The sequence below is a fragment of the Streptococcus sp. 1001283B150225_161107_H12 genome (genome assembly GCF_015552665.1).
Lineage (GTDB): Bacteria > Bacillota > Bacilli > Lactobacillales > Streptococcaceae > Streptococcus.
On the sequence record NZ_JADNFC010000001.1, the window covers coordinates 615085 to 635552 of the forward strand.

General features: G+C 39.1%; 18 protein-coding genes, 1 pseudogene and 1 other annotated feature. All 19 genes and pseudogenes read left to right on the forward strand.

Features of this window, described 5'->3' with window-relative positions; translation table 11 throughout:
- Positions 1 to 72: 72 nt before the first annotated feature.
- Positions 73 to 912 carry a thymidylate synthase gene (locus I2C87_RS02840; protein ID WP_195323896.1) on the forward strand — a complete coding sequence of 280 codons (840 nt, stop codon included), beginning with the start codon at positions 73 to 75 and terminating at the stop codon, positions 910 to 912.
- A 237-nt stretch (positions 913 to 1149) separates the two neighbouring features.
- Positions 1150 to 8157: a CshA/CshB family fibrillar adhesin-related protein gene (locus I2C87_RS02845; protein WP_195323897.1), complete on the forward strand. Its 7008-nt coding sequence runs from the start codon at positions 1150 to 1152 to the stop codon at positions 8155 to 8157.
- A gap of 150 nt (positions 8158 to 8307) precedes the next feature.
- Positions 8308 to 8820: a dihydrofolate reductase gene (locus I2C87_RS02850; RefSeq protein WP_195323898.1), complete on the forward strand. Its 513-nt coding sequence runs from the start codon at positions 8308 to 8310 to the stop codon at positions 8818 to 8820.
- Positions 8821 to 9030: 210 nt separating this feature from the next.
- A complete protein-coding gene (gene clpX, locus I2C87_RS02855) occupies positions 9031 to 10263 on the forward strand; it encodes an ATP-dependent Clp protease ATP-binding subunit ClpX (RefSeq protein WP_195323899.1) in 1233 nt (410 codons plus the stop codon).
- Between the two features lie 11 nt (positions 10264 to 10274).
- Entirely contained in the window at positions 10275 to 10868 is a 594-nt protein-coding gene (gene yihA / locus I2C87_RS02860) for a ribosome biogenesis GTP-binding protein YihA/YsxC (protein WP_195323900.1), read from the forward strand.
- Positions 10869 to 11044: 176 nt separating this feature from the next.
- Positions 11045 to 11716, forward strand: a complete 672-nt coding sequence (locus tag I2C87_RS02865; protein ID WP_023023312.1) for a glucosaminidase domain-containing protein — start codon at positions 11045 to 11047, stop codon at positions 11714 to 11716.
- Positions 11717 to 11907: 191 nt separating this feature from the next.
- On the forward strand, positions 11908 to 12705 hold the full coding sequence (locus I2C87_RS02870) for a formate/nitrite transporter family protein (RefSeq protein WP_195323901.1): 798 nt from the start codon (positions 11908 to 11910) through the stop codon (positions 12703 to 12705).
- 62 nt (positions 12706 to 12767) lie between these two features.
- Positions 12768 to 12903 (forward strand) — a sequence feature (ribosomal protein L10 leader region).
- Positions 12904 to 12941: 38 nt separating this feature from the next.
- On the forward strand, positions 12942 to 13442 hold the full coding sequence (rplJ, locus tag I2C87_RS02875) for a 50S ribosomal protein L10 (protein WP_048691273.1): 501 nt from the start codon (positions 12942 to 12944) through the stop codon (positions 13440 to 13442).
- A 76-nt stretch (positions 13443 to 13518) separates the two neighbouring features.
- Positions 13519 to 13887, forward strand: a complete 369-nt coding sequence (gene rplL / locus I2C87_RS02880) for a 50S ribosomal protein L7/L12 (protein WP_003016256.1) — start codon at positions 13519 to 13521, stop codon at positions 13885 to 13887.
- Positions 13888 to 14088: 201 nt separating this feature from the next.
- Positions 14089 to 14262, forward strand: a complete 174-nt coding sequence (locus I2C87_RS02885) for a hypothetical protein (protein WP_000159607.1) — start codon at positions 14089 to 14091, stop codon at positions 14260 to 14262.
- On the forward strand, positions 14259 to 15038 hold the full coding sequence (locus I2C87_RS02890; protein WP_195323902.1) for a replication initiator protein A: 780 nt from the start codon (positions 14259 to 14261) through the stop codon (positions 15036 to 15038). The genes I2C87_RS02885 and I2C87_RS02890 overlap by 4 nt, the downstream gene beginning before the upstream one ends.
- Positions 15039 to 15136: 98 nt before the next feature.
- Positions 15137 to 16495 carry a DNA (cytosine-5-)-methyltransferase gene (gene dcm, locus I2C87_RS02895; RefSeq protein WP_195323903.1) on the forward strand — a complete coding sequence of 453 codons (1359 nt, stop codon included), beginning with the start codon at positions 15137 to 15139 and terminating at the stop codon, positions 16493 to 16495.
- Positions 16479 to 16928, forward strand: coding sequence for a hypothetical protein (locus I2C87_RS02900; RefSeq protein ID WP_002917298.1), 450 nt, complete (start codon positions 16479 to 16481; stop codon positions 16926 to 16928). The genes dcm and I2C87_RS02900 overlap by 17 nt, the downstream gene beginning before the upstream one ends.
- Positions 16921 to 17301 carry an arsenate reductase gene (locus tag I2C87_RS02905; protein ID WP_049493835.1) on the forward strand — a complete coding sequence of 127 codons (381 nt, stop codon included), beginning with the start codon at positions 16921 to 16923 and terminating at the stop codon, positions 17299 to 17301. The genes I2C87_RS02900 and I2C87_RS02905 overlap by 8 nt, the downstream gene beginning before the upstream one ends.
- A gap of 12 nt (positions 17302 to 17313) precedes the next feature.
- Entirely contained in the window at positions 17314 to 17547 is a 234-nt protein-coding gene (locus I2C87_RS02910; protein WP_000840776.1) for a hypothetical protein, read from the forward strand.
- 2 nt (positions 17548 to 17549) lie between these two features.
- On the forward strand, positions 17550 to 18137 hold the full coding sequence (locus I2C87_RS02915; protein WP_000821296.1) for a CPBP family intramembrane glutamic endopeptidase: 588 nt from the start codon (positions 17550 to 17552) through the stop codon (positions 18135 to 18137).
- 289 nt (positions 18138 to 18426) lie between these two features.
- Positions 18427 to 19062, forward strand: coding sequence for a hypothetical protein (locus I2C87_RS02920; protein WP_002917292.1), 636 nt, complete (start codon positions 18427 to 18429; stop codon positions 19060 to 19062).
- 353 nt (positions 19063 to 19415) lie between these two features.
- A pseudogene (locus tag I2C87_RS02925) lies at positions 19416 to 19911 on the forward strand (type IV toxin-antitoxin system AbiEi family antitoxin domain-containing protein).
- Positions 19912 to 20164: 253 nt separating this feature from the next.
- On the forward strand, positions 20165 to 20461 hold the full coding sequence (locus tag I2C87_RS02930; RefSeq protein ID WP_080981310.1) for a lactococcin 972 family bacteriocin: 297 nt from the start codon (positions 20165 to 20167) through the stop codon (positions 20459 to 20461).
- Positions 20462 to 20468 lie beyond the last annotated feature (7 nt).

Here is a 20468-nt window from a genome sequence, read left to right on the forward strand (position 1 = left end):
ATTGAATTATTTGGAACTCTTTTCTTTTATCCTGTGTTATAATGTAGGTATTAAAGTGTTTAAGGAGGTTTAATGACACAAGCAGATATCCTTTTTAAAGAGAATATTCGTAAAATTATGGAAGAAGGCGTCTGGTCTGAGCAGGCTCGGCCTAAGTACAAGGACGGCAGAACGGCTAATTCCAAGTACATCACTGGGGCTTTTATGGAGTTTGATCTGGCCAAGGGCGAGTTCCCTATTACGACCCTTCGTCCTATCGCCATCAAGTCAGCCATCAAGGAGATGCTCTGGATCTACCAGGACCAGTCCAATAGTCTGGAACTCCTAAATAACAAGTACCAAGTTCATTATTGGAATGACTGGGAAGTTGGGGATACGGGAACGATTGGAGAGCGTTATGGTGCGGTCGTTAAAAAGCACGACATCATCAACAAAATTCTCAAACAGCTGGAAGCCAATCCCTGGAATCGTCGTAATATCATTTCTCTATGGGACTACCAAGCCTTTGAGGAGAGCGAAGGACTCTTACCTTGTGCTTTTCAAACCATGTTTGATGTGCGCCGTATAGATGGGGAAATCTATCTGGATGCGACCTTGACCCAACGTTCCAACGATATGTTGGTGGCTCACCATATCAATGCCATGCAATACGTGGCTCTTCAAATGATGATTGCCAAGCACTTTGGCTGGAAGGTTGGCAAGTTCTTTTACTTTATTAACAACCTCCACATCTATGATAACCAATTCGAACAGGCAGAAGAATTACTTCGGCGCGAGCCATCTGATTGCCAGCCTCGTTTGGTATTGAATGTACCAGATGGCACCAATTTCTTTGAGATTAAAGCCGAGGACTTTGTTTTGGAAGATTATGATCCAGTCAAACCTCAATTGAAGTTTGATTTGGCTATTTAGGCTTTAAACAAATAATCACTATTTAGATAGGAAGAAAGTTTAGGTTTTTCATAAAAATGAACCATACTTCCTATTATTTAAATTTAATGATTAGTAATATCATCAAAAATTTTAAAAATGATTAGTTTTTTGAGTCATTTCACTTTGATATTTTTAACTAATTTGATAGAATATATAAGGTTTAAAATATAGGCCAATAAATTAGCTTATTAATTGTAAAAAATTATGGAGGAAAATATGGGCAAAGATTTATTTAATGATCGCATTAGCAGATTTTCGATTCGTAAATTGAATGTCGGAGTTTGCTCTGTCCTTTTAGGAACACTCGTTATGGTTGGTACAGCGTCTAGCGTTGCAGCCGAAGAAAACGCAGAGAACCCAGCAACTGTTGCAAAGGCTACAGAAGAAGGGGCTCAACCTGCTACAACAACAGAAGCTGCTGCTTCTACGACAACTGAAGCACCCGCTACAACAAGTGAAGCTCCAACTTCAGCTACAACTTATAAAGCTGAAGCACCAGTAACTGCAGCAGGTGTTGCACCAGCAACAACTACTGAACCAACAACTGCAGCTACTACTGAAGATAAAGCGGCTGTAGCAACTCCTGCAGCAACAGAAGCTTCAACAAACCCTAACAACAAGGCAACTGAAGCAGCTGCAACAGATAAGAAAGAAGAAGTGGCTGCAGGTGTCGCAGCTCCAGCTACTGAAACTCCTGCTGTAACAGCAGAAACTTCTGGTGGTAAGCGTAGTAAACGTACTCGTCGTGCAATCGGAGATCCTAATGATGAAAGCTTGATCGCGGATGACGTTGAAGACGCAACTTCAACTCCAAAAGTTGAAAAACCAGGCTTTACAACAGATATTGATGCCAAATCTATGACTAGCCAGATTACTTGGTTGGACTTTGGAGATGTAGCCAACTGGACAGGGGCAAAAACAGTCATCGTTCCTAAAAATGACCAACATCCTGATCAAGATTTAGAAGAAAGACTAGCTCTTCAAGTTGGCGCTACCTATACCAAGGAAATCATGCCTGGCTATGTAGTCACTGTAAAAGTTAAATCTTTGAAACCTTTCCAAGCGACTGAAATCTATAAAAAACGGATGGAAGAGCAAGGGGCTACAGAAGCTGAAAAAGCAACCTATGATCCAAACGCAAAAAATGGCTATGTAAAGGGTGTTACTTCAACAGGGGCTCAAAAAGCTTTTACCGATGGCAAAGAAGCCGACGTTGTCGCTAATCCTCAAAATAATTGGACTGAAATTAAACATGAAAATGTTGATACGAAAGCCAAGATGACTACCATGGGTTCAGCTATGAATGGTGGAAATATTGGAGTTCAGTTCGAAATCTCTGCAACCTTCCGTGGAAAGAAAGTTAAGCCAGCTATTGTTATGGCTGATGGTGAGTCTGCTAACCCTGGTGAATTTGTTATGTTCACTACCAACGGACAAGGTTGGCAGCACCTTGGAGAATGGAAAAAGTCTACCAGACCAGCCACCTCTGTTCCTTATGAACCACAAGATACAGAGAATCTTTTTGGTTCTAAACCTAAATATAATAACATTAACCTAAGACAACTTCGTGATAATTCTCCTGTAGCTGGACCAGATAAGAAACCAGTAGCATGGAAGTACTTTGGAAATTCTGACAAAGTTACGGCTGGTCTAGGAACCGGTGTCTTTGGACCAAACATTTCTGCAGGCAATTCTGCTGTTCCCCTTGTGATGACACGTGGTGCCTCTGAAGTGGGACTTTATATCGCTTCAGCTGGTAAACAGTCAGCAATGCTAGGATTCTTCCCACTTGATGAAGGGGATGCTCCTGAGTCATATGGTAAGGCAGTCCATACCATTGCAACTGTTGACGGTGTTACTGGAGCTAAAGTAAATCAACCGTATCTTGGTAACGTGAGTCCAGATATGGATGAGAACACCACTCTTGACTGGTTCGGTGATGATAACTCAACTACGGCCGATGAAGGAATTAACCAATTGCTTCCAAGCGATCTCAAAGGGACGACCAATGAGATGATTAAGATGGATCGTACACGCCCAGGTAACTACAAGATGTCAGTTGAAGCCCATTTGGATGGAGCTTCAGAAGCACATATCTATGGTTGGGTAGACTTTAACCAAAATGGTAAATTCGACGAGGATGAACGCTCAAATCTCGCTACAATCACACAAGATGGCACTGTTGAGTTGACCTTTGCAAACAGCAAGACTTACATCGATCCTAGCGTCAACGAACTTGGTGCTCGTGTTCGTATCGCTAAGAAAGCGAACGAGATCGAAAACCCAACTGGTATGGCCTTCTCAGGGGAAGTAGAAGACTTCAAGACTCAAATCACCCACCCACCAAAAGGGGAATTTAAGGAAACTTCTGGTCCTCAAGCTACTAAACAAACAGCAACAGTAACCTTTACAGCTCGTGGTGAACACAAGTATGAACGTAACTCTAAGGCAGTTATCGACGAGACAGTAGAACCATACATCGTTGATAAAGATGGCAACCGTGCAACGCTTGATGCTGAAGGTTACTATGTCGTACCAGGTCAAGGGAAATACAAGATTACTGCCAATGGTAAAGACGTAGACGTTGAGTTTATCCCAGAAGATAACTTCCTAGGAACTGCAGATGGTATCTCTATTCGTCGTGTAGATAACAATGGTTACGATACTGGATGGTCAACCAAATTCCCAGACCAAGAACCAAACATTAATGGTCAGTTGAATACTATGGATGGTCAATACGTTCCAACAGTCACTCCAATTGAAATTGAAGGGGTTGACAAAACTTCGACTGATGTTCAAGGGGCAACTCAAAAAGAAACACCTACGTTTAATACAACTGCTACTAACTTAAATGGTGATAAGATTGCAATCACTCCAAGTGCAGAATACCCGGCTAAGTTGGTAGATCCAGCTACAGGTCGCACGATTGATGAGCCATCTGTAACAGTTGAAGGAGAAGGAACATACACGATCAATCCTTCAACAGGTGAAGTAACCTTCACTCCAGAACCAGACTTTGTTGGAACAGCCAAAGGTGTGGATGTTACATTATCAGCACCAGTTGGACGTAATAAAGATGGTAAGGTTCAAAAGGAGTACGTTAAGACAGCTACAGCTAAGTACACACCAACTGTAACTCCAATTGCTATCACTCCAACAGACAAGGTTTCTGAGGATATCCAAAACGTTCCACAAACTCAAACTCCTACATTTGAGTTGAGCAACGATAAGACTGCGAAAATCACAAGTAAGAAATTGGTAGACCCAGCAACTGGTCAACCTACTGATGAAACTACTGTGACAGTAGAAGGTGAAGGAACATATTCAATTGATCCTACTACAGGTGCGGTAACCTTCACTCCTGAGAAAGACTTTGTCGGAACCGCTAAAGGGGTTAAAGTTCAAGCAACTGCGACAGTTACAAATGCTAATGGTAAAACTGCAACTATCACTTCTGATGCAAGCTACACACCTACTGTAAAAGCAGCTGTACCAACAGCAGATCCAGCTACATCTAAAGATATCCAAGGTGCTACTCAAACAGGTAAACCAACCTTTGCGGGTACAACTGTTTCTGTAAATGGTGAAGACAAAGAAATCACTATTAAAGATAACAGCTACACACTTTTGGATAAAGATGGTAACGAAGTTTCAACTACAACAGCTTACGCGGAAGATGGAACAACACCAATCGGTACATTCACGATCGACCCAGCAACTGGTGCTGTAACCTTCACACCAACTGATAAGTCTTACACAGGTAAAGTAACGCCAGTTAAGGTTCAAGCTGAGAGCTCAAACGGAATCAAGGTTGATACAACTTACACTCCAGAGATTGTTCCAGTAACACCAACTGCAACACCAGCAGAAACAAAAGACATCCAAGGTGCCACTCAAACAGGTAAGCCTGAATTCAAGGGTGGTACAGTTGAAGTTAACGGTGTTGAAAAGACTGTTGAAATCAACGAAGATGTTCCAGCGAAATTTGATGACGGTTCAACAACTAAGACAGTAGAAGGTGTTGGTACTTACACAGTAGCTCCAGATGGAACAGTAACATTTGTACCAGAAAAATCATTTGTCGGAACTGCACCAGCTGTAACCGTTGTCCGTGAAGATAAGAACGGAACTAAAGCCTCTGCGACCTACACACCAACTGTAACTCCTGTTAAACCAACTGCTACACCAGCAGAAACAACAGATATTCAAGGTGCCACTCAAACAGGTAAACCTGTATTTACTGAAGGCGATAGCCGTGTGCCAATCAACGAAGATGTTCCAGCAACATTCGACGATGGATCAACCACTAAGACAGTAGAAGGTGTTGGTACATACACAGTAGCAGCAGACGGTACTGTTACATTTGTACCAGAAAAATCATTTGTCGGAACTGCACCAGCCGTGACAGTTGTCCGCGAAGATAAGAACGGAACAAAAGCATCTGCAACCTACACACCAACTGTAACTCCTGTTAAACCAACTGCTACACCAGCAGAAACAACAGATATTCAAGGTGCCACTCAAACAGGTAAACCTGTATTTACTGAAGGCGATAGCCGTGTGCCAATCAACGAAGATGTTCCAGCAACATTCGACGATGGATCAACCACTAAGACAGTAGAAGGTGTTGGTACATACACAGTAGCAGCAGACGGTACTGTTACATTTGTACCAGAAAAATCATTTGTCGGAACTGCACCAGCCGTGACAGTTGTCCGCGAAGATAAGAACGGAACAAAAGCATCTGCAACCTACACACCAACTGTAACTCCTGTTAAACCAACTGCTACACCAGCAGAAACAACAGATATTCAAGGTGCCACTCAAACAGGTAAACCTGAATTTACTGCAGGTGATAGCCGTGTACCAATCAACAAGGATGTTCCAGCAACATTCGACGACGGTTCAACAACGAAGACCGTTGAAGGTGTTGGGACATACACAGTAGCAGCAGACGGTACAGTTACATTTGTACCAGAAAAATCATTCGTCGGAACTGCACCAGCAGTGACAGTTGTCCGTGAAGATAAGAACGGAACAAAAGCTTCTGCAACTTATACACCAACTGTAACTCCTGTAACACCAACAGCTGAAGATGTGACTTCAACTGATAAACAAGGTCAAACACAAACAGGAACACCAACCTTTACACCAGGTAACCCAAGTGTACCAATGGATGATGAAGTCCCTGCAACCTTTGAAGATGGCTCAACAACTAAGACAGTTGAAGGAGAAGGAACTTACACAGTAGCACCAGACGGAACAGTAACTTTTGTACCAGAAAAATCATTTACTGGAACAGGTACAGGCGTAACTGTGAAACGCGTTGATAAGAACGGTACTCCAGTTACAGCTAAGTACACACCAACTGTAACTCCGGTAACACCAGAAGCAACACCAGCTGAATCAGAAGCTCCTCAAGGTGTGGTACAAACTGGAACTGTAACCTTCACAGAAGGTGATCCAGTTGCACCAATCGACAAGGATACCATTACTCTTCTTGATGAAAATGGCCAACCAGCTGCATCAGTAGTTGCTAAATCGCCAGAAGGTAAAGAAATCGGTACTTTCACAGTTGATAAAGAAACAGGTGTTGTAACCTTCACACCAACTGATAAATCATATTCAGGTGATGTCGTTCCAGTTAAGGTTCAAGCCAAGGATGCAAATGGCACTCCAGCTGAAACAACATACACTCCTAAGATTACTCCAGTTGTTCCAACTGCTGATCCTGCAACATCTACAGATATCCAAGGGAAAACACAAACAGGTACACCAAGCTTCACACCTGGTAACCCTGCAATCCCAATGGATGATGATGTGCCAGCAACCTTTGAAGATGGATCTACTACGAAGACAATTCCAGGAGAAGGAACTTACACAGTTGCTCCAGACGGAACTGTAACCTTCGTACCAGAAAAATCATTCACAGGTACAGGTACAGGCGTAACAGTGAAACGTGTTGATAAGAACGGTACTCCAGTTACTGCAACTTACACACCAACAGTAACACCAGTAACACCAACAGCTGAACCTGCAACATCTACTGATGTACAAGGTGCAACACAAACAGGTAAGCCAACCTTCACAGAAGGTAATCCAAATGTACCTATGAACGATGAAGTTCCAGCAACATTTGATGATGGCTCAACTACGAAGACAGTTGAAGGCGTTGGTACTTACACAGTAGCCCCAGATGGAACAGTTACTTTCGTACCAGAAAAATCATTCGTCGGAACTGCACCAGCAGTGACAGTTGTCCGTGAAGATAAGAACGGTACAAAAGCTTCTGCAGCCTATACACCAACTGTAACTCCTGTTACACCAACTGCAGAATCAGTAACTTCAATTGGTAACAAGGGACAAACCCAAACAGGTAAACCAACCTTTACTGCTGGAAATCCAAATGTTCCAATGAACGATAAAGTTCCAGCAACATTTGAAGATGGTTCAACTACGAAGACGATTCCAGGTGTTGGTACTTACACAGTAGCAGCAGACGGAACTGTAACTTTCACTCCAGAACCTGAATTTACTGGTACTGCACCAGCAGTGACAGTAGTTCGTGAAGATGTGAACGGAACCAAAGCTTCTGCAACTTACACTCCAACTGTTCTTCCTGTGACTAAGTTTGTTGATAAAGAAGGTAAGGAAATCCCAGGATATCCTACAGTTGATGGTGAACAACCAAAAGCTGAAATTCCAGGTTACCGCTTCGTTGAAACGAAGAAATTACCAAATGGTGATACAGAGCACGTCTACGAGAAAGTTACAACTTCACACGTAGATGAAAATGGAAAACCAATTCCTGGTTATCCAACAGAAGATGGTGAGCAACCGAAGAAAGATATTCCAGGTTACGAGTTTGTGAAGACAATTGTTGATGAGAACGGTAATACTCAACACATCTACAAGAAGACGGTGACACCAACACCAGTTCCAACACCAACTCCAACTCCAACACCAACTCCGGTTCCAACACCAACACCAACACCAACTCCTACACCGGTTCCAACACCGGCACCTACTCCGGATCCAGTTCCAACACCAGATCCAAAACCAGTTCCAGAAACTAAGGAAACTAAATTCATCAATCCATCTGATGAAACAGCAGTTCTTCCTGAAACTGGTACTGAGGAAAGTTCAAAAACTGGTCTTGCTTTTCTTAGCGCCTTGACAGGTCTCTCATTATTCGGACTTGCTAAACGCAAAAAAGAAGACTAAGGTTTAAGAAATTTCTCATAAAAAACCGCGTTAATTCGCGGTTTTTTTGATGGGAAAAATAGGCAGTTTTGCTCAAGGAAGCAATAGTTAGAAACAGTCTTTTCTTGAAAAATTTGATAAAATAGAAGTATCAGTGTAAAGGATGTAGAAATGAGTAAGAAAGTAATTGGCATTTGGGCTCAGACAAAGAACGGGGTGATTGGCAAGGACCAGGTGATGCCTTGGCATTTACCAGCCGAATTGCAGCACTTTAAACAAACGACAACGGGCCATGCGATCCTTATGGGAAGAGTTACCTATGAAGGTTTAAACAAACGCGTCCTTCCTAATCGAACCAATATCATTCTCTCTAGAGATGACAAGTATGATGTGGAGAATGAAACCGTTTTGTTAAAAACTTCAGTTGAGGACGTTTTAAACTGGTATAAGAGTCAGGATCTGTCGCTTTTTATCATTGGTGGTGAAAAGGTCATCCGTCTTTTCGAGCCTTACCTAGAGGAGCTCTACCAGACTGTCATCGATGCCGAATTGGAAGGAGATACCTATTTCCCAGAAAACTTCCAGTGGGATCAGTTTCAGTTAGTAGACGAGCGGACAATCGAAAAAGATGAAAAAAACTCTTACGACTTTACCATTAGACATTTTGAAAGAAAGGAAGACTAGTTCATGGAACGTAGTATCTTTGGCTTTTTTACAGCTGTTTTATGCGTGATTTGCCTAGTATGTGCTTCCCAAACTCTTCGGAAAAAGCGCTATGGCTTAGCCACCCTCTTCTTGCTAAATGCCTTTACGAATCTTGTGAATTCGATTCACGCCTTTTATATGACTTTATTTAAATAAATTACAAACAGATTTTAGAATCGGGAGAAGAAAATGCCTACAAATCAATCAAACGATATGATGGTTTATTGTTCGTTTTGTGGTAAGAACCAAGACGAAGTACAGAAGATTATCGCTGGAAATAATGCCTTTATCTGTAATGAATGTGTTGAGTTAGCTCAAGAAATCATTCGAGAAGAATTAGCTGAGGAAGTCTTGGCAGACCTTTCAGAGGTTCCAAAACCAATCGAACTTCTCAATATCCTTAACCACTATGTCATCGGTCAGGATCGTGCGAAACGAGCGCTAGCAGTAGCAGTCTACAATCACTACAAACGGATTAACTTCCACGAAAATCGTGAAGAAGACAACGATGTGGACCTTCAAAAATCAAACATTTTGATGGTTGGACCTACTGGTTCAGGAAAAACTTTCTTGGCTCAAACTCTTGCTAAGAGCTTAAACGTTCCTTTTGCCATCGCTGATGCGACAGCCTTGACCGAAGCGGGTTACGTCGGAGAAGACGTTGAGAACATCCTTCTTAAGCTATTGCAAGCAGCTGACTTCAATATTGAACGTGCAGAACGAGGCATTATCTATGTTGATGAAATCGATAAGATTGCCAAGAAGAGCGAGAACGTCTCTATTACCCGTGATGTATCTGGTGAAGGGGTCCAGCAAGCTCTCTTGAAGATTATCGAGGGAACTGTTGCGAGCGTGCCACCTCAAGGTGGACGGAAGCACCCTCAACAAGAGATGATCCAAGTCGACACCAAAAACATTCTTTTCATCGTTGGTGGAGCCTTTGATGGAATTGAAGAAATTGTGAAGCAACGTCTTGGTGAAAAGATTATCGGGTTTGGCCAAAACAACAAAGCCATTGATGAATCCAGCTCTTATATGCAAGAAATCATTGCAGAAGATATCCAAAAATTTGGTATTATACCTGAGTTAATCGGTCGTCTTCCTGTTCTTGCTGCTTTGGAGCAACTGACAGTTGAAGATCTGGTCCGTATTTTGAAGGAACCAAGAAATGCCTTGGTGAAACAATACCAAGCTCTCTTATCCTATGATGATGTTGAATTAGAGTTTGATGACGAAGCACTTGAAGAAATTGCAAGTAAGGCTATCGAACGCAAGACAGGTGCTCGTGGATTGCGCTCGATCATCGAAGAAACTATGCTGGATGTTATGTTTGAAGTTCCAAGTCAAGAAGACGTCAAACTGGTTCGCATCACCAAAGAAGCAGTTAACGGAACTGAAAAACCAATTTTAGAAACTGCCTAGAAAGAAATTCTATGAAAGTAAATACTCATAATGCGGATATTCTCTTGAGTGCTGCTAATAAAAGCCATTATCCTCAAGATGATATCCCAGAAGTTGCACTTGCCGGTCGATCAAATGTCGGCAAGTCTTCTTTTATAAATACCATGCTAAATCGCAAGAACTTGGCCCGTACATCTGGAAAACCAGGAAAAACCCAGTTGTTGAACTTTTTCAATATCGATGACAAACTTCGTTTTGTCGATGTACCCGGCTATGGTTATGCCCGTGTCTCCAAAAAAGAACGAGAGAAATGGGGCAAGATGATTGAAGAATATCTGACAACGAGAGAAAATTTAAGAGCGGTTGTCAGCTTGGTCGATCTTCGTCATGAACCCTCAGCAGATGATGTTCAAATGTATGAATTTTTAAAATATTACGAGATCCCCGTTATATTAGTTGCGACCAAAGCTGATAAAATTCCAAGAGGAAAATGGAACAAGCATGAATCCATGATCAAGAAGAAGTTGGATTTTGATAAATCAGATACCTTTATCATCTTCTCGTCGGTTAATAAAACTGGAGTAGAAGAAGCTTGGGACGCAATTTTCGATTTCAGTTTTTCGTAATAAATCGTATTATTACTAAGCTGTTATGTTTTTGTTTGATTTATCTCGATATTGTAATTAAAACGTAATATTTAACTCAACATTTTAATGCTTTTCTGTGCTATAATCATCTTAAAGAGTTTTCATTAAAACATTAGGAGATTATCACATTGAAAAAATTACTAAATAAATCGAAAATGATTGGATCCTTAGTGGCTCTGGTTGCTGCAGGAACAGTAGCGGCAGCGATGAGCGAGCATGTAGGAAACGTTGGTGCTAACGATGAGGCTTATTCTCAATACGCAGATCCAACAGAAGCTTTCATCTCACAAATCGGTGAATCTGCTCGCCAACTTGGTCAAGAAAATGATCTGTATGCATCTGTTATGATTGCTCAAGCAATTTTGGAAAGTGGATCTGGTCAATCTGGTTTGTCATCTTATCCACACTATAACCTTTTTGGTATTAAAGGAAGCTATGCAGGTCAATCGGCAGTGATGCAAACTTGGGAAGATGACGGTGCTGGAAATGCCTATACTATCAATGATGCTTTCCGGTCATACCCTAGCTACTATGAATCATTGCAAGACTACGTTGCGGTTTTGAAACAAGGTCATTTTGCAGGAGCTTGGAAGAGCAATACAACAAGCTATCAGGATGCAACAGCTGCTTTAACGGGTGTCTATGCTACTGACACTAGTTACTATGCAAAATTAAACCACATTATTGAAGCTTACAATCTTACTCAATATGACTCACCAAGTGTGTATGGTGGATATGAAGGGACAGTTTACAATCCTTATCGCCAACAATATACAACTCAAGAAATCTTGAACTTGGATATCGCTTGGGCAAATCGTTTCTTGTAAGATATGATTTAAATTGAATTTTAAACAGACTCTCAAAGTCTGTTTTTTTATTTTATCGTTTTAAATCGATTTATTTATTATTCTTATGGGACTCAGGAATTTTACTTTAAATTTTTCTGAAAACCTTTTCAGATAGTCTATTCTATGATATAATGAAGAAGTTCACAAATTCAATATATAAGGAGATTCAGATGGGAGAATCAAATTTTGTTCTTAAGGTAGAAGCAGCATGTCAGAAGAAGGAAGAATTGTATACGGCTTCTAAAGCTCGTTATGCGGTTCGCTCTATGTTTGCGGGTGCATTTTTGACAATGAGTACTGCAGTAGGGATTGTGGGAGCAGATCTTCTCAACACCTTCCTGCCAGGTTCTGGTCGTTTCTTATTCCCATTTATTTTTGCGTGGGGATTGGTTTATTTGCTATTCTTAAATAGTGAGTTAACAACTTCCAATATGATGTACCTTACAGCTGGTGTTTATTTAAAGAAGATTAATTGGAAGAAAGCTTTAGAAATTTTGCTGTATTGTACGTTCTTTAATCTGGTTGGTGCCTTGTTTCTTGCATTTCTCTTCAGTCAGACAAGTGCTTTTGAAAATCTGAATCCAAAGGGCTTTCTTGGTTCGGTTGTAGAGATGAAGCTCCAACGTTCCAATCAATTGGTCTTCTTTGAAGGAGTGATTGCTAACATCTTCGTTAACATAGCAATCTTGTCCTACCTTTTCTTCAAAGATGAAACAGCGAAAGTTCTGATGGCTTTGTCAGCTATTTATATGTTTGTTTTCCTTACCAATGAACACATCGCGGCAAACTTTGCTTCTTTCTCATTAGCTACTTTTAACTCTATTTCGAAAGATTTGCCTCACTTAGAGTTCTTCAATGTGCTTCGTCATTATGCTGTCACCTTTGTAGGGAACTGGGTAGGTGGAGGAGTGATCATGGGCTTAGCCTATGCATGGCTCAATCGTACCAAGACTATCTATAAAGATTAACTATTTTTAAAAAAAGTTTGCAAAAATACTTGCATTCTTTTTTTTTATGTGATACACTAAATAACGGTTTGAAAAAACTGCCTAAGACAGTAGGGGAGCTCGACTCATAAAGATCCTACCGAGGACAAAACGTATCATGTAAAAAGAAGCGTATTGTACTTTCGTGTCTAGGTTTGGGCGCGTTTTTCTTTTGGAAAAATTCCCCAAGCAAAATAATTACGGAGGTGAACACACTAATGAGTGAAGCAATTATTGCTAAGAAAGCGGAACTAGTTGACGTAGTAGCTGAGAAAATGAAAGCTGCTGCATCAATCGTCGTTGTGGACGCTCGTGGTTTGACAGTAGAACAAGATACAGTTCTTCGTCGTGAGCTTCGTGGAAGCGAAGTTGAGTACAAAGTGATCAAAAACTCAATCTTACGTCGTGCAGCTGAAAAAGCTGGTCTTGAAGATCTTGCATCTGTTTTTGTTGGACCATCTGCAGTAGCATTTTCTAACGAAGATGTTATCGCTCCAGCGAAAATCTTGAACGACTTTTCTAAAAACGCTGACGCACTTGAAATCAAGGGTGGTGCAATCGAAGGCGCTGTCGCATCTAAAGAAGAGATTCTTGCTCTTGCAACTCTTCCAAACCGCGAAGGACTTCTTTCTATGCTCCTTTCTGTACTTCAAGCGCCAGTGCGCAACGTTGCTCTTGCAGTCAAAGCGGTTGCAGACAACAAAGAAGACGCAGCTTAATCTTAAGCTACGCAGCGTAGCCTAGCTACAAAAATTATAAATAAAAAAATTTAAAACTTATTTGGAGGAAATAACAATGGCATTGAACATTGAAAACATTATTGCTGAAATTAAAGAAGCTTCAATCCTTGAATTGAACGACCTTGTAAAAGCTATCGAAGAAGAATTTGGTGTAACTGCAGCTGCTCCTGTAGCTGTTGCTGCAGCTGGTGCTGCTGACGCTGGTGCTGCTAAAGATTCATTCGATATCGAATTGACATCTGCAGGCGACAAGAAAGTCGGCGTTATCAAAGTTGTACGTGAAATCACTGGTCTTGGTCTTAAAGAAGCTAAAGAACTTGTTGATGGTGCACCTGGCGTTATCAAAGAAGGTGTTGCTACAGCTGAAGCTGAAGAAATCAAAGCTAAATTGGAAGAAGCTGGAGCTTCAGTTACTCTTAAATAAGAGGCATATACCAATTAGAATTCGGAATACTATAGTATCAGCCTTTTAGAATCGTGAACACATTTTAGAAACTGATAAATTAATTTAGTTTCCTACCAAAAACCCTACCAAAAATTAATTTGGCAGGGTTTTTCTTTTTAACAAATTTATCGTGGAGAACAATTGAATATTGTTCTCCTTTTTTTATTTTCAGGAGGGAAAATGACAAAAGAATTACAATCATCACGCTATATTGTCATTTCATTTTTAGTACGTGAAATGGGAATTGATATTGTTGAAGCCATCTCTCTTATGGCTGAATTAGAAAAAAGTGGCTTGGTTCGATTGGAATCAAGTGGAGATTTAATACTCAAAGAACTAGGAGGAGCTCTATGAAACGAATTACCGCAAATCAATACCAAACTTCAGAACGGTATTATAAATTACCTAAAATTCTTTTTGAGGATGAAAAATATATGGATATGAAACTAGAAGTAAAGGTGGCTTATTCTATTTTAAAAGATCGTTTAGAATTATCTCTCAGTCGTGGTTGGATAGATAAAGAAGGGGCGGTTTATTTAGTATTTTCTAATTCTAAACTGATGAGGCTGTTAGGTTGTTCGAAGTCAAAATTACTGTCCATCAAAAAAACTCTTAAAGAATATGACTTAATTGATGAAGTTCAACAGTCTTCAAGTGAGAAGGGGAGACTTGCTAATAAGATTTATTTAGGGGAATTGTCTTCTACCCCAGTAGCTAATTCAAACAGGCCTAGTGTTAAAAAAAGACTAGGGCAGGATGAAAATGAAACGGCCCCCGTCTCACATTCAGCCCCTAGTGAGACTGAAGTTAGTGAGACTAAATATAGTGAGACTGATTCTTTATTTATTGAGGATGAGGAGGAGAGGTATACTCAACCTATCTTGAAAAGAAAAGTAGAAAAGGTCACAAAATATGATCAAGATTATATTTGGGGATTGGTACAAGATCAATTTAGACGAGAAGGTTTTTCTGAAACAGCCAGTGAAATTGCTATGACTGATTTTGAGAGAATCTATCAGTATGCTCTTGACAATGTTCGCTTTGTTAGAAGAGCGGAAGTACTTGCTGAATTTGTATTTAACGGCTTGTATTCTGTTTGGAATAATCGTGTTAGAAAAGGAGGTGGTTAAATGTCGCCAATCGAGTGGATATTAGTTATGCTCATTGTCATTTCAAGTGGTGTGACACTTTGGACATTGATAGTTGATCAGAAAGGGGTAATCAAGAAATGAGATTTATTGATTTATTTTCAGGTATCGGTGGTTTTCGACTTGGAATGGAAAGTGTAGGACACGAGTGTATTGGATTTTGTGAGATTGATAAATTTGCTAGAGAATCTTATAAGTCCATTTTTCAAACGGAAGGAGAAATAGAATTTCATGACATACGAGATGTTTCAGATGACGAATTTAAAAAACTTAGAGGGAAAGTCGATATCATCTGTGGGGGATTCCCTTGTCAAGCATTTTCAATCGCAGGAAGACGATTGGGATTTGAAGATATTAGAGGAACTTTGTTCTTCGAAATTGCTCGGGCGGCCAAACAAATCCAACCACGTTTTCTTTTTCTTGAAAATGTTAAAGGCCTACTCAATCACGATAAGGGACGGACGTTCACCACAATCCTTACCACACTTGATGAGTTGGGGTTTGATGTTGAGTGGCAGGTGCTTAACAGTAAGGATTTTGGCGTTCCCCAAAACAGAGAGAGGGTGTTTATTATCGGACATTCTAGAAAGAAAGGTACCAGACTCTTATTTCCTTTCAGACGAGAAGGTCAAGCAACTAACTCTGAGAATTTGAAAGCACTAGGAAATTTGAATCCATCAAGAAGTGGAATGAGTGGTAAAGTCTATTATTCAGAAGGTCTTGCGCCAACCTTAGTTCGTGGAAAAGGAGAAGGATTTAAAGTTGCGATTCCTTGTATGACACCAGACAGATTAGAAAAAAGACAAAATGGTAGACGTTTCAAGGATAATCAAGAGCCAATGTTTACTTTAAATACTCAGGATCGCCATGGTATTGTCGTTGTTGGGGATTTACCAACTAGCTTTAAGGAAACTGGTCGCGTCTATGGAAGTGAGGGCTTATCTCCAACACTGACTACGATGCAAGGAGGAGATAAAATCCCCAAAATACTAATTCCAGAACCAATCCAATTTCTAAAAGTACGGGAAGCAACGAAAAAAGGATATGCTCAAGCAGAGATTGGAGATTCAATCAATTTAGAAAGACCAAGTTCTCAGTATCGGCGTGGTAGAGTTGGAAAAGGTATAGCGAATACGTTAACAACTAGTGGTCAAATGGGAGTAGTAGTTGCTAGTTATGAAGGAGAAGATAAACAAGTTTATCATGTAGCCGGTGTATTAATAGATGGACAATTTTACCGTTTGAGAATACGACGAATCACTCCTAAAGAGTGTTTTCGCCTGCAGGGCTTTCCTGATTGGGCTTTTGAAGCTGCTAGAAAAGTCTCTAGTAATAGTCAGCTCTATAAACAAGCTGGTAATAGTGTAACCGTTCCTGTGATTGCCGCAATCGCAAAAAAATTAAAAGAAATAGAGGAAAAAGATGAAAGCATTAAATAAAGAATCAATACTAGATTGTGATGAATTAGAAACAGAATTACATGACGCAGAAATCAAACAGCTGGATGAACAAATATTTTTGATGCCCAATTATCCATGTGAGTTTGAGGTGACATTTTTAGATGATTACCATAAAAAACACAACTACCCCCTATTTTACGAATCCTATCTTCAAAACATTATGGAATTCCTTGAAAGTCAGGATATAAAGAACGGAGCTGATGCCTTTGTAGATGATAATCAGAATCTTGTTTTTGTTTTATATGGACAAGGCTATCGAGCCGAGGGAAAAGAGGGAATACTTACAACCCAAGTAACCGTAAAAGCTTATGATGAAGACAAGAAACCGATTAACTTCGCAAATTTATTAGATTCCTTAATCGTATCAGAATATCAAATGGAACCGAATCTTTGGGAGGTCTCCCATGATTGATCTCTATCTAAGTAAAAATAGCCAAAGAAATCAACTTCTTTTAGACTTCTTTCAAAACTATGGCATAGAGGTATCTTGTCATTCAGTTTCTGAAATGACAAAGGAGAAATTAATTGAGATGATGAGCTATTCTTCAGATTGTTTCGAGTTTTTATCTCCAAATTTATTACGTTTTAAGAATCGAGATAACCTAAAATTAACAGATTTCATCGAAATGATATTAAAAAATCCTGAACTAACCATCAGACTTCCTCTTGCGGTTTCAAATAAGCGAGTTTATCCAAATCTGAATCTGGAGGAGGCTAGAGCTTTATTGCCAAGAGATACGAAACAATTGATTTACATGGCACAAACACATTATTTATCTAACTAAAGGAGAATCAATATGGCAGAACGATTTTGGGAGAACTTGTCCATTATTTTGGCTGAAAGAAATATCAGCTGGATTGAGTTAACCAGAAAAATGTTTGCGGGAGAGTTTCACTATCCAAGTGAATTGAATCGTTTGTATCAAAAGATTCGTCACTACAAGATGGAACAACGAATGCCTCAAAGTCCATGGGTAGAAAGGATTGTGCAGGTATTAGATTTAGATTATGAAGATTTATTTCGGAGGTAACTATGAAAAGAATAATTCCAGTTTATATATTCCAACAAGTAAATGTCCTATTGGTATCTCTATACTTATTGAAATTTCTTTGTATCGGTGAGTTAACTATACTACAGATTCTCTATAGTTCGTCACTCATTTCTTTTTTATGGATGTATGGCCAACGCAAACAAGCTCATAAGGTCAATATGAAATCTAGGATGAAATGGCTTGGTATTGGATTCGTTAGCCTACTGATTATAAGTCTATGTTTTAGCCTAATCCATGCTCAAGGAACTACGAATCAAGCAAACTTAATTGGCCTTCAACATCAAGTCCCTTGGTTTTCATTTTTATTGTTCTTAATCAATGCGAGTATGGTTGAAGAATTTCTGTATCGAGAAATTTTATGGAACTTGGTTAGAAAATTAGATATTCGAGTTGCTTTGACAAGTGTTTTATTTGCCTTAGCACATCATCCAGGAACCATTCTAGCTTGGTGTTTATATGTTTCACTTGGGATGTTTTTAGGGCTTGTACGCTACAAATCGGACTTATGGGGCAGTATGGGGCTACATTTGGTGTGGAACCTACTAGTTTATAGTTTGCTGCTTTTTTAAAATAGGTGCCCTGATTTTTAGATATTCATAATGAATGTAATTGTTGACAAATATGGACTAATTGCGTATAATGAAGATAATTAAATGATATAATTACTTGTGGGCTAGTGGATATGGTCTGCACCCGCCTGTGGGCTCCGCTCTCAGTTCAGACTGTTTGTTGAGAAAAAGAATAGCAGGACTGCCTACCCTTGAGGAATAGATAGGGCATATCTAGCGTGAGGTGAAACTCAATACGTGGGAGAGAAGGAAGCAGGAGCTTCCTTCTCTTTTTTAGGAGAAAATTCAAATGACTTATACTTTGGAATGGCTAAAGACTTTTGATGGAGAGATTGATATTCTCAATATTAAGATGAATTGCTTGGCCAATACTATTGAGAAAAATGTTTCTCAGTACAAATATATTTATCAGACAAATATGGAGAACTGTCCTGAAATTATTCTATCAGTCCCAAACTCCTCCATTCCTCATCTATTAGGATTATCTAGAGAACATCATGTTAATTTACCAACTAATAATGCAGGGAGTATTTTTGAAGGATTAAAAGATGATTGGACATTGGAAAGCCTGAATAAAGCTGATAATGGTTGGTTCAACGAAAATAAATTCAAAATAGTTGGAACCTTGTTGCTTTATCAAATGTTACATGTAATGGAGTGTAAATTCTATACAACTGATGGCATTTTGAATAGAAGAGTTGGTAGCCGATTTAGAAGAGATAATATTTATTTTGTAGTCTTTAAATTAAGTAATGGTATTAGTTATACAGTAGAACTATCACGTGAACAAGGTAATCAATACTTTCCAAGAAGCCTTAAAATCAATGATACCTCCGTTACAGATTGTAGAGAAATAGAGCTTAGACTCATTAATAAGATTAGATTTAAGCCAGTTAAGGCAAGAAAGGTGAAATGGCCATCATGATTTAAAAATTGAAATCATGATTACATCACTATTCTTTTCTTAACAAATGTGAGTATTGTCGAAGAATTTCTGTATCGAGAAATTTTATGAAAGTTAATCAGAAAATTAGATATCAGAGTTTCTTTGACAAGCATTTTATCTTGCTGTTTGTATGTTTTTACTAGAAATGTTTCTAGGGCTTCATTTGGAGTGGAAACTATTAGTCCATGGCTTACTTCTTCTTTATAATAGGTGGTCTAGCTTACTTATAGATTCAGTTTGAAATAAAAAACTAAATGAATTGATTTTAAAGAAATAAAATGCTAACAGATATATAAGATGTTAGCATTTTATTTCTAAGAAAGGAGAATGAAATGGTTGATAAAAGAGAAAAACTGATGAACTCTTTCAATCAGTATGGTTTTTTAACTTTTAAACAAGTAATAGATGAAAATTTACACTACAAAACCTTATTGAAAATGCTTGCAGAAGGAAAAATCGATGCTGAAGAAAAAGGGTTATATCGCTTACCTGATATTTATTTAGATGAGTGGTTTGTCCTTCAGTATCGATTTCCAAAGGGAATCTTTTCTTTGGAGAAAGCACTTTGGTTACATAGTTTATCTTTGACTATCCCTTTTAACATGACGATGAGTTTTCCTTATGGTACGAATACCAAAAACATTAAGGAAGCAGATATATGTCCTATTATTTTACGCTCTCACTATAGTGAAGGAATTATTGAAATAGAGCGCCTTCCTGGTCGATTTATTAAAGTTTATGAAGTTGAACGAGTTTTGGTTGAATGTCTATGCCCAGCTATTTAAAGTAACTGATAAGTTACAATCTTATACGGAGGTGCTATCTTAATGTTTTTTAATACAAAAACTTTAATAGTTTTAGAATTTGGTTGATAGCTTATGAATAAACAGCTATATTTTTTTGATTATTAAATATTCAAAAATCTATTATATAATTAGTTGAAATTATATGTTGTAAGTGTTATAATACAGGCGAAAAGGGTTGCTCTGGAAAGGAGAAAAAACGGAAACTATATTTTGAGCAATTCATAATTTTATTGTTAAATAAAGCTTTTAATTCTAATTATGGAAGGTGAACAGTCATGAAAACGAGTAAAATTATCCTTTCTGTCTTAACTGTAATTATTAGTTGTAGCTTAGCGTGTCCTGTATTTGCTGATTGGGTATCTGGTGGTAACTGGAGTTACGGAGGTTATCATAATCCAGGCAATTGGGGAGCATTCTCAAATTATTTCCACGACTATCGATGGCATTGGTCAAGTGTGACTCGAGCAAGTGACAGCAGAGCTAATGTAGGTTATGCTTCTGCTCATTACACATCAAGATCGTTCATAAATACAAGTTTTGGTGAAACTGCATACTTTAATTATGGATTTTAATTGCTAA

Coding starts and splice junctions, on each gene's coding strand:
- I2C87_RS02840 (WP_195323896.1), top strand. CDS start 73: ATGACACAAGCAGATATCCTTTTTAAAGAGAATATTCGTAAAATTATG.
- I2C87_RS02845 (WP_195323897.1), top strand. CDS start 1,150: ATGGGCAAAGATTTATTTAATGATCGCATTAGCAGATTTTCGATTCGT.
- I2C87_RS02850 (WP_195323898.1), top strand. CDS start 8,308: ATGAGTAAGAAAGTAATTGGCATTTGGGCTCAGACAAAGAACGGGGTG.
- clpX (WP_195323899.1), top strand. CDS start 9,031: ATGCCTACAAATCAATCAAACGATATGATGGTTTATTGTTCGTTTTGT.
- yihA (WP_195323900.1), top strand. CDS start 10,275: ATGAAAGTAAATACTCATAATGCGGATATTCTCTTGAGTGCTGCTAAT.
- I2C87_RS02865 (WP_023023312.1), top strand. CDS start 11,045: ATGATTGGATCCTTAGTGGCTCTGGTTGCTGCAGGAACAGTAGCGGCA.
- I2C87_RS02870 (WP_195323901.1), top strand. CDS start 11,908: ATGGGAGAATCAAATTTTGTTCTTAAGGTAGAAGCAGCATGTCAGAAG.
- rplJ (WP_048691273.1), top strand. CDS start 12,942: ATGAGTGAAGCAATTATTGCTAAGAAAGCGGAACTAGTTGACGTAGTA.
- rplL (WP_003016256.1), top strand. CDS start 13,519: ATGGCATTGAACATTGAAAACATTATTGCTGAAATTAAAGAAGCTTCA.
- I2C87_RS02885 (WP_000159607.1), top strand. CDS start 14,089: ATGACAAAAGAATTACAATCATCACGCTATATTGTCATTTCATTTTTA.
- I2C87_RS02890 (WP_195323902.1), top strand. CDS start 14,259: ATGAAACGAATTACCGCAAATCAATACCAAACTTCAGAACGGTATTAT.
- dcm (WP_195323903.1), top strand. CDS start 15,137: ATGAGATTTATTGATTTATTTTCAGGTATCGGTGGTTTTCGACTTGGA.
- I2C87_RS02900 (WP_002917298.1), top strand. CDS start 16,479: ATGAAAGCATTAAATAAAGAATCAATACTAGATTGTGATGAATTAGAA.
- I2C87_RS02905 (WP_049493835.1), top strand. CDS start 16,921: ATGATTGATCTCTATCTAAGTAAAAATAGCCAAAGAAATCAACTTCTT.
- I2C87_RS02910 (WP_000840776.1), top strand. CDS start 17,314: ATGGCAGAACGATTTTGGGAGAACTTGTCCATTATTTTGGCTGAAAGA.
- I2C87_RS02915 (WP_000821296.1), top strand. CDS start 17,550: ATGAAAAGAATAATTCCAGTTTATATATTCCAACAAGTAAATGTCCTA.
- I2C87_RS02920 (WP_002917292.1), top strand. CDS start 18,427: ATGACTTATACTTTGGAATGGCTAAAGACTTTTGATGGAGAGATTGAT.
- I2C87_RS02930 (WP_080981310.1), top strand. CDS start 20,165: ATGAAAACGAGTAAAATTATCCTTTCTGTCTTAACTGTAATTATTAGT.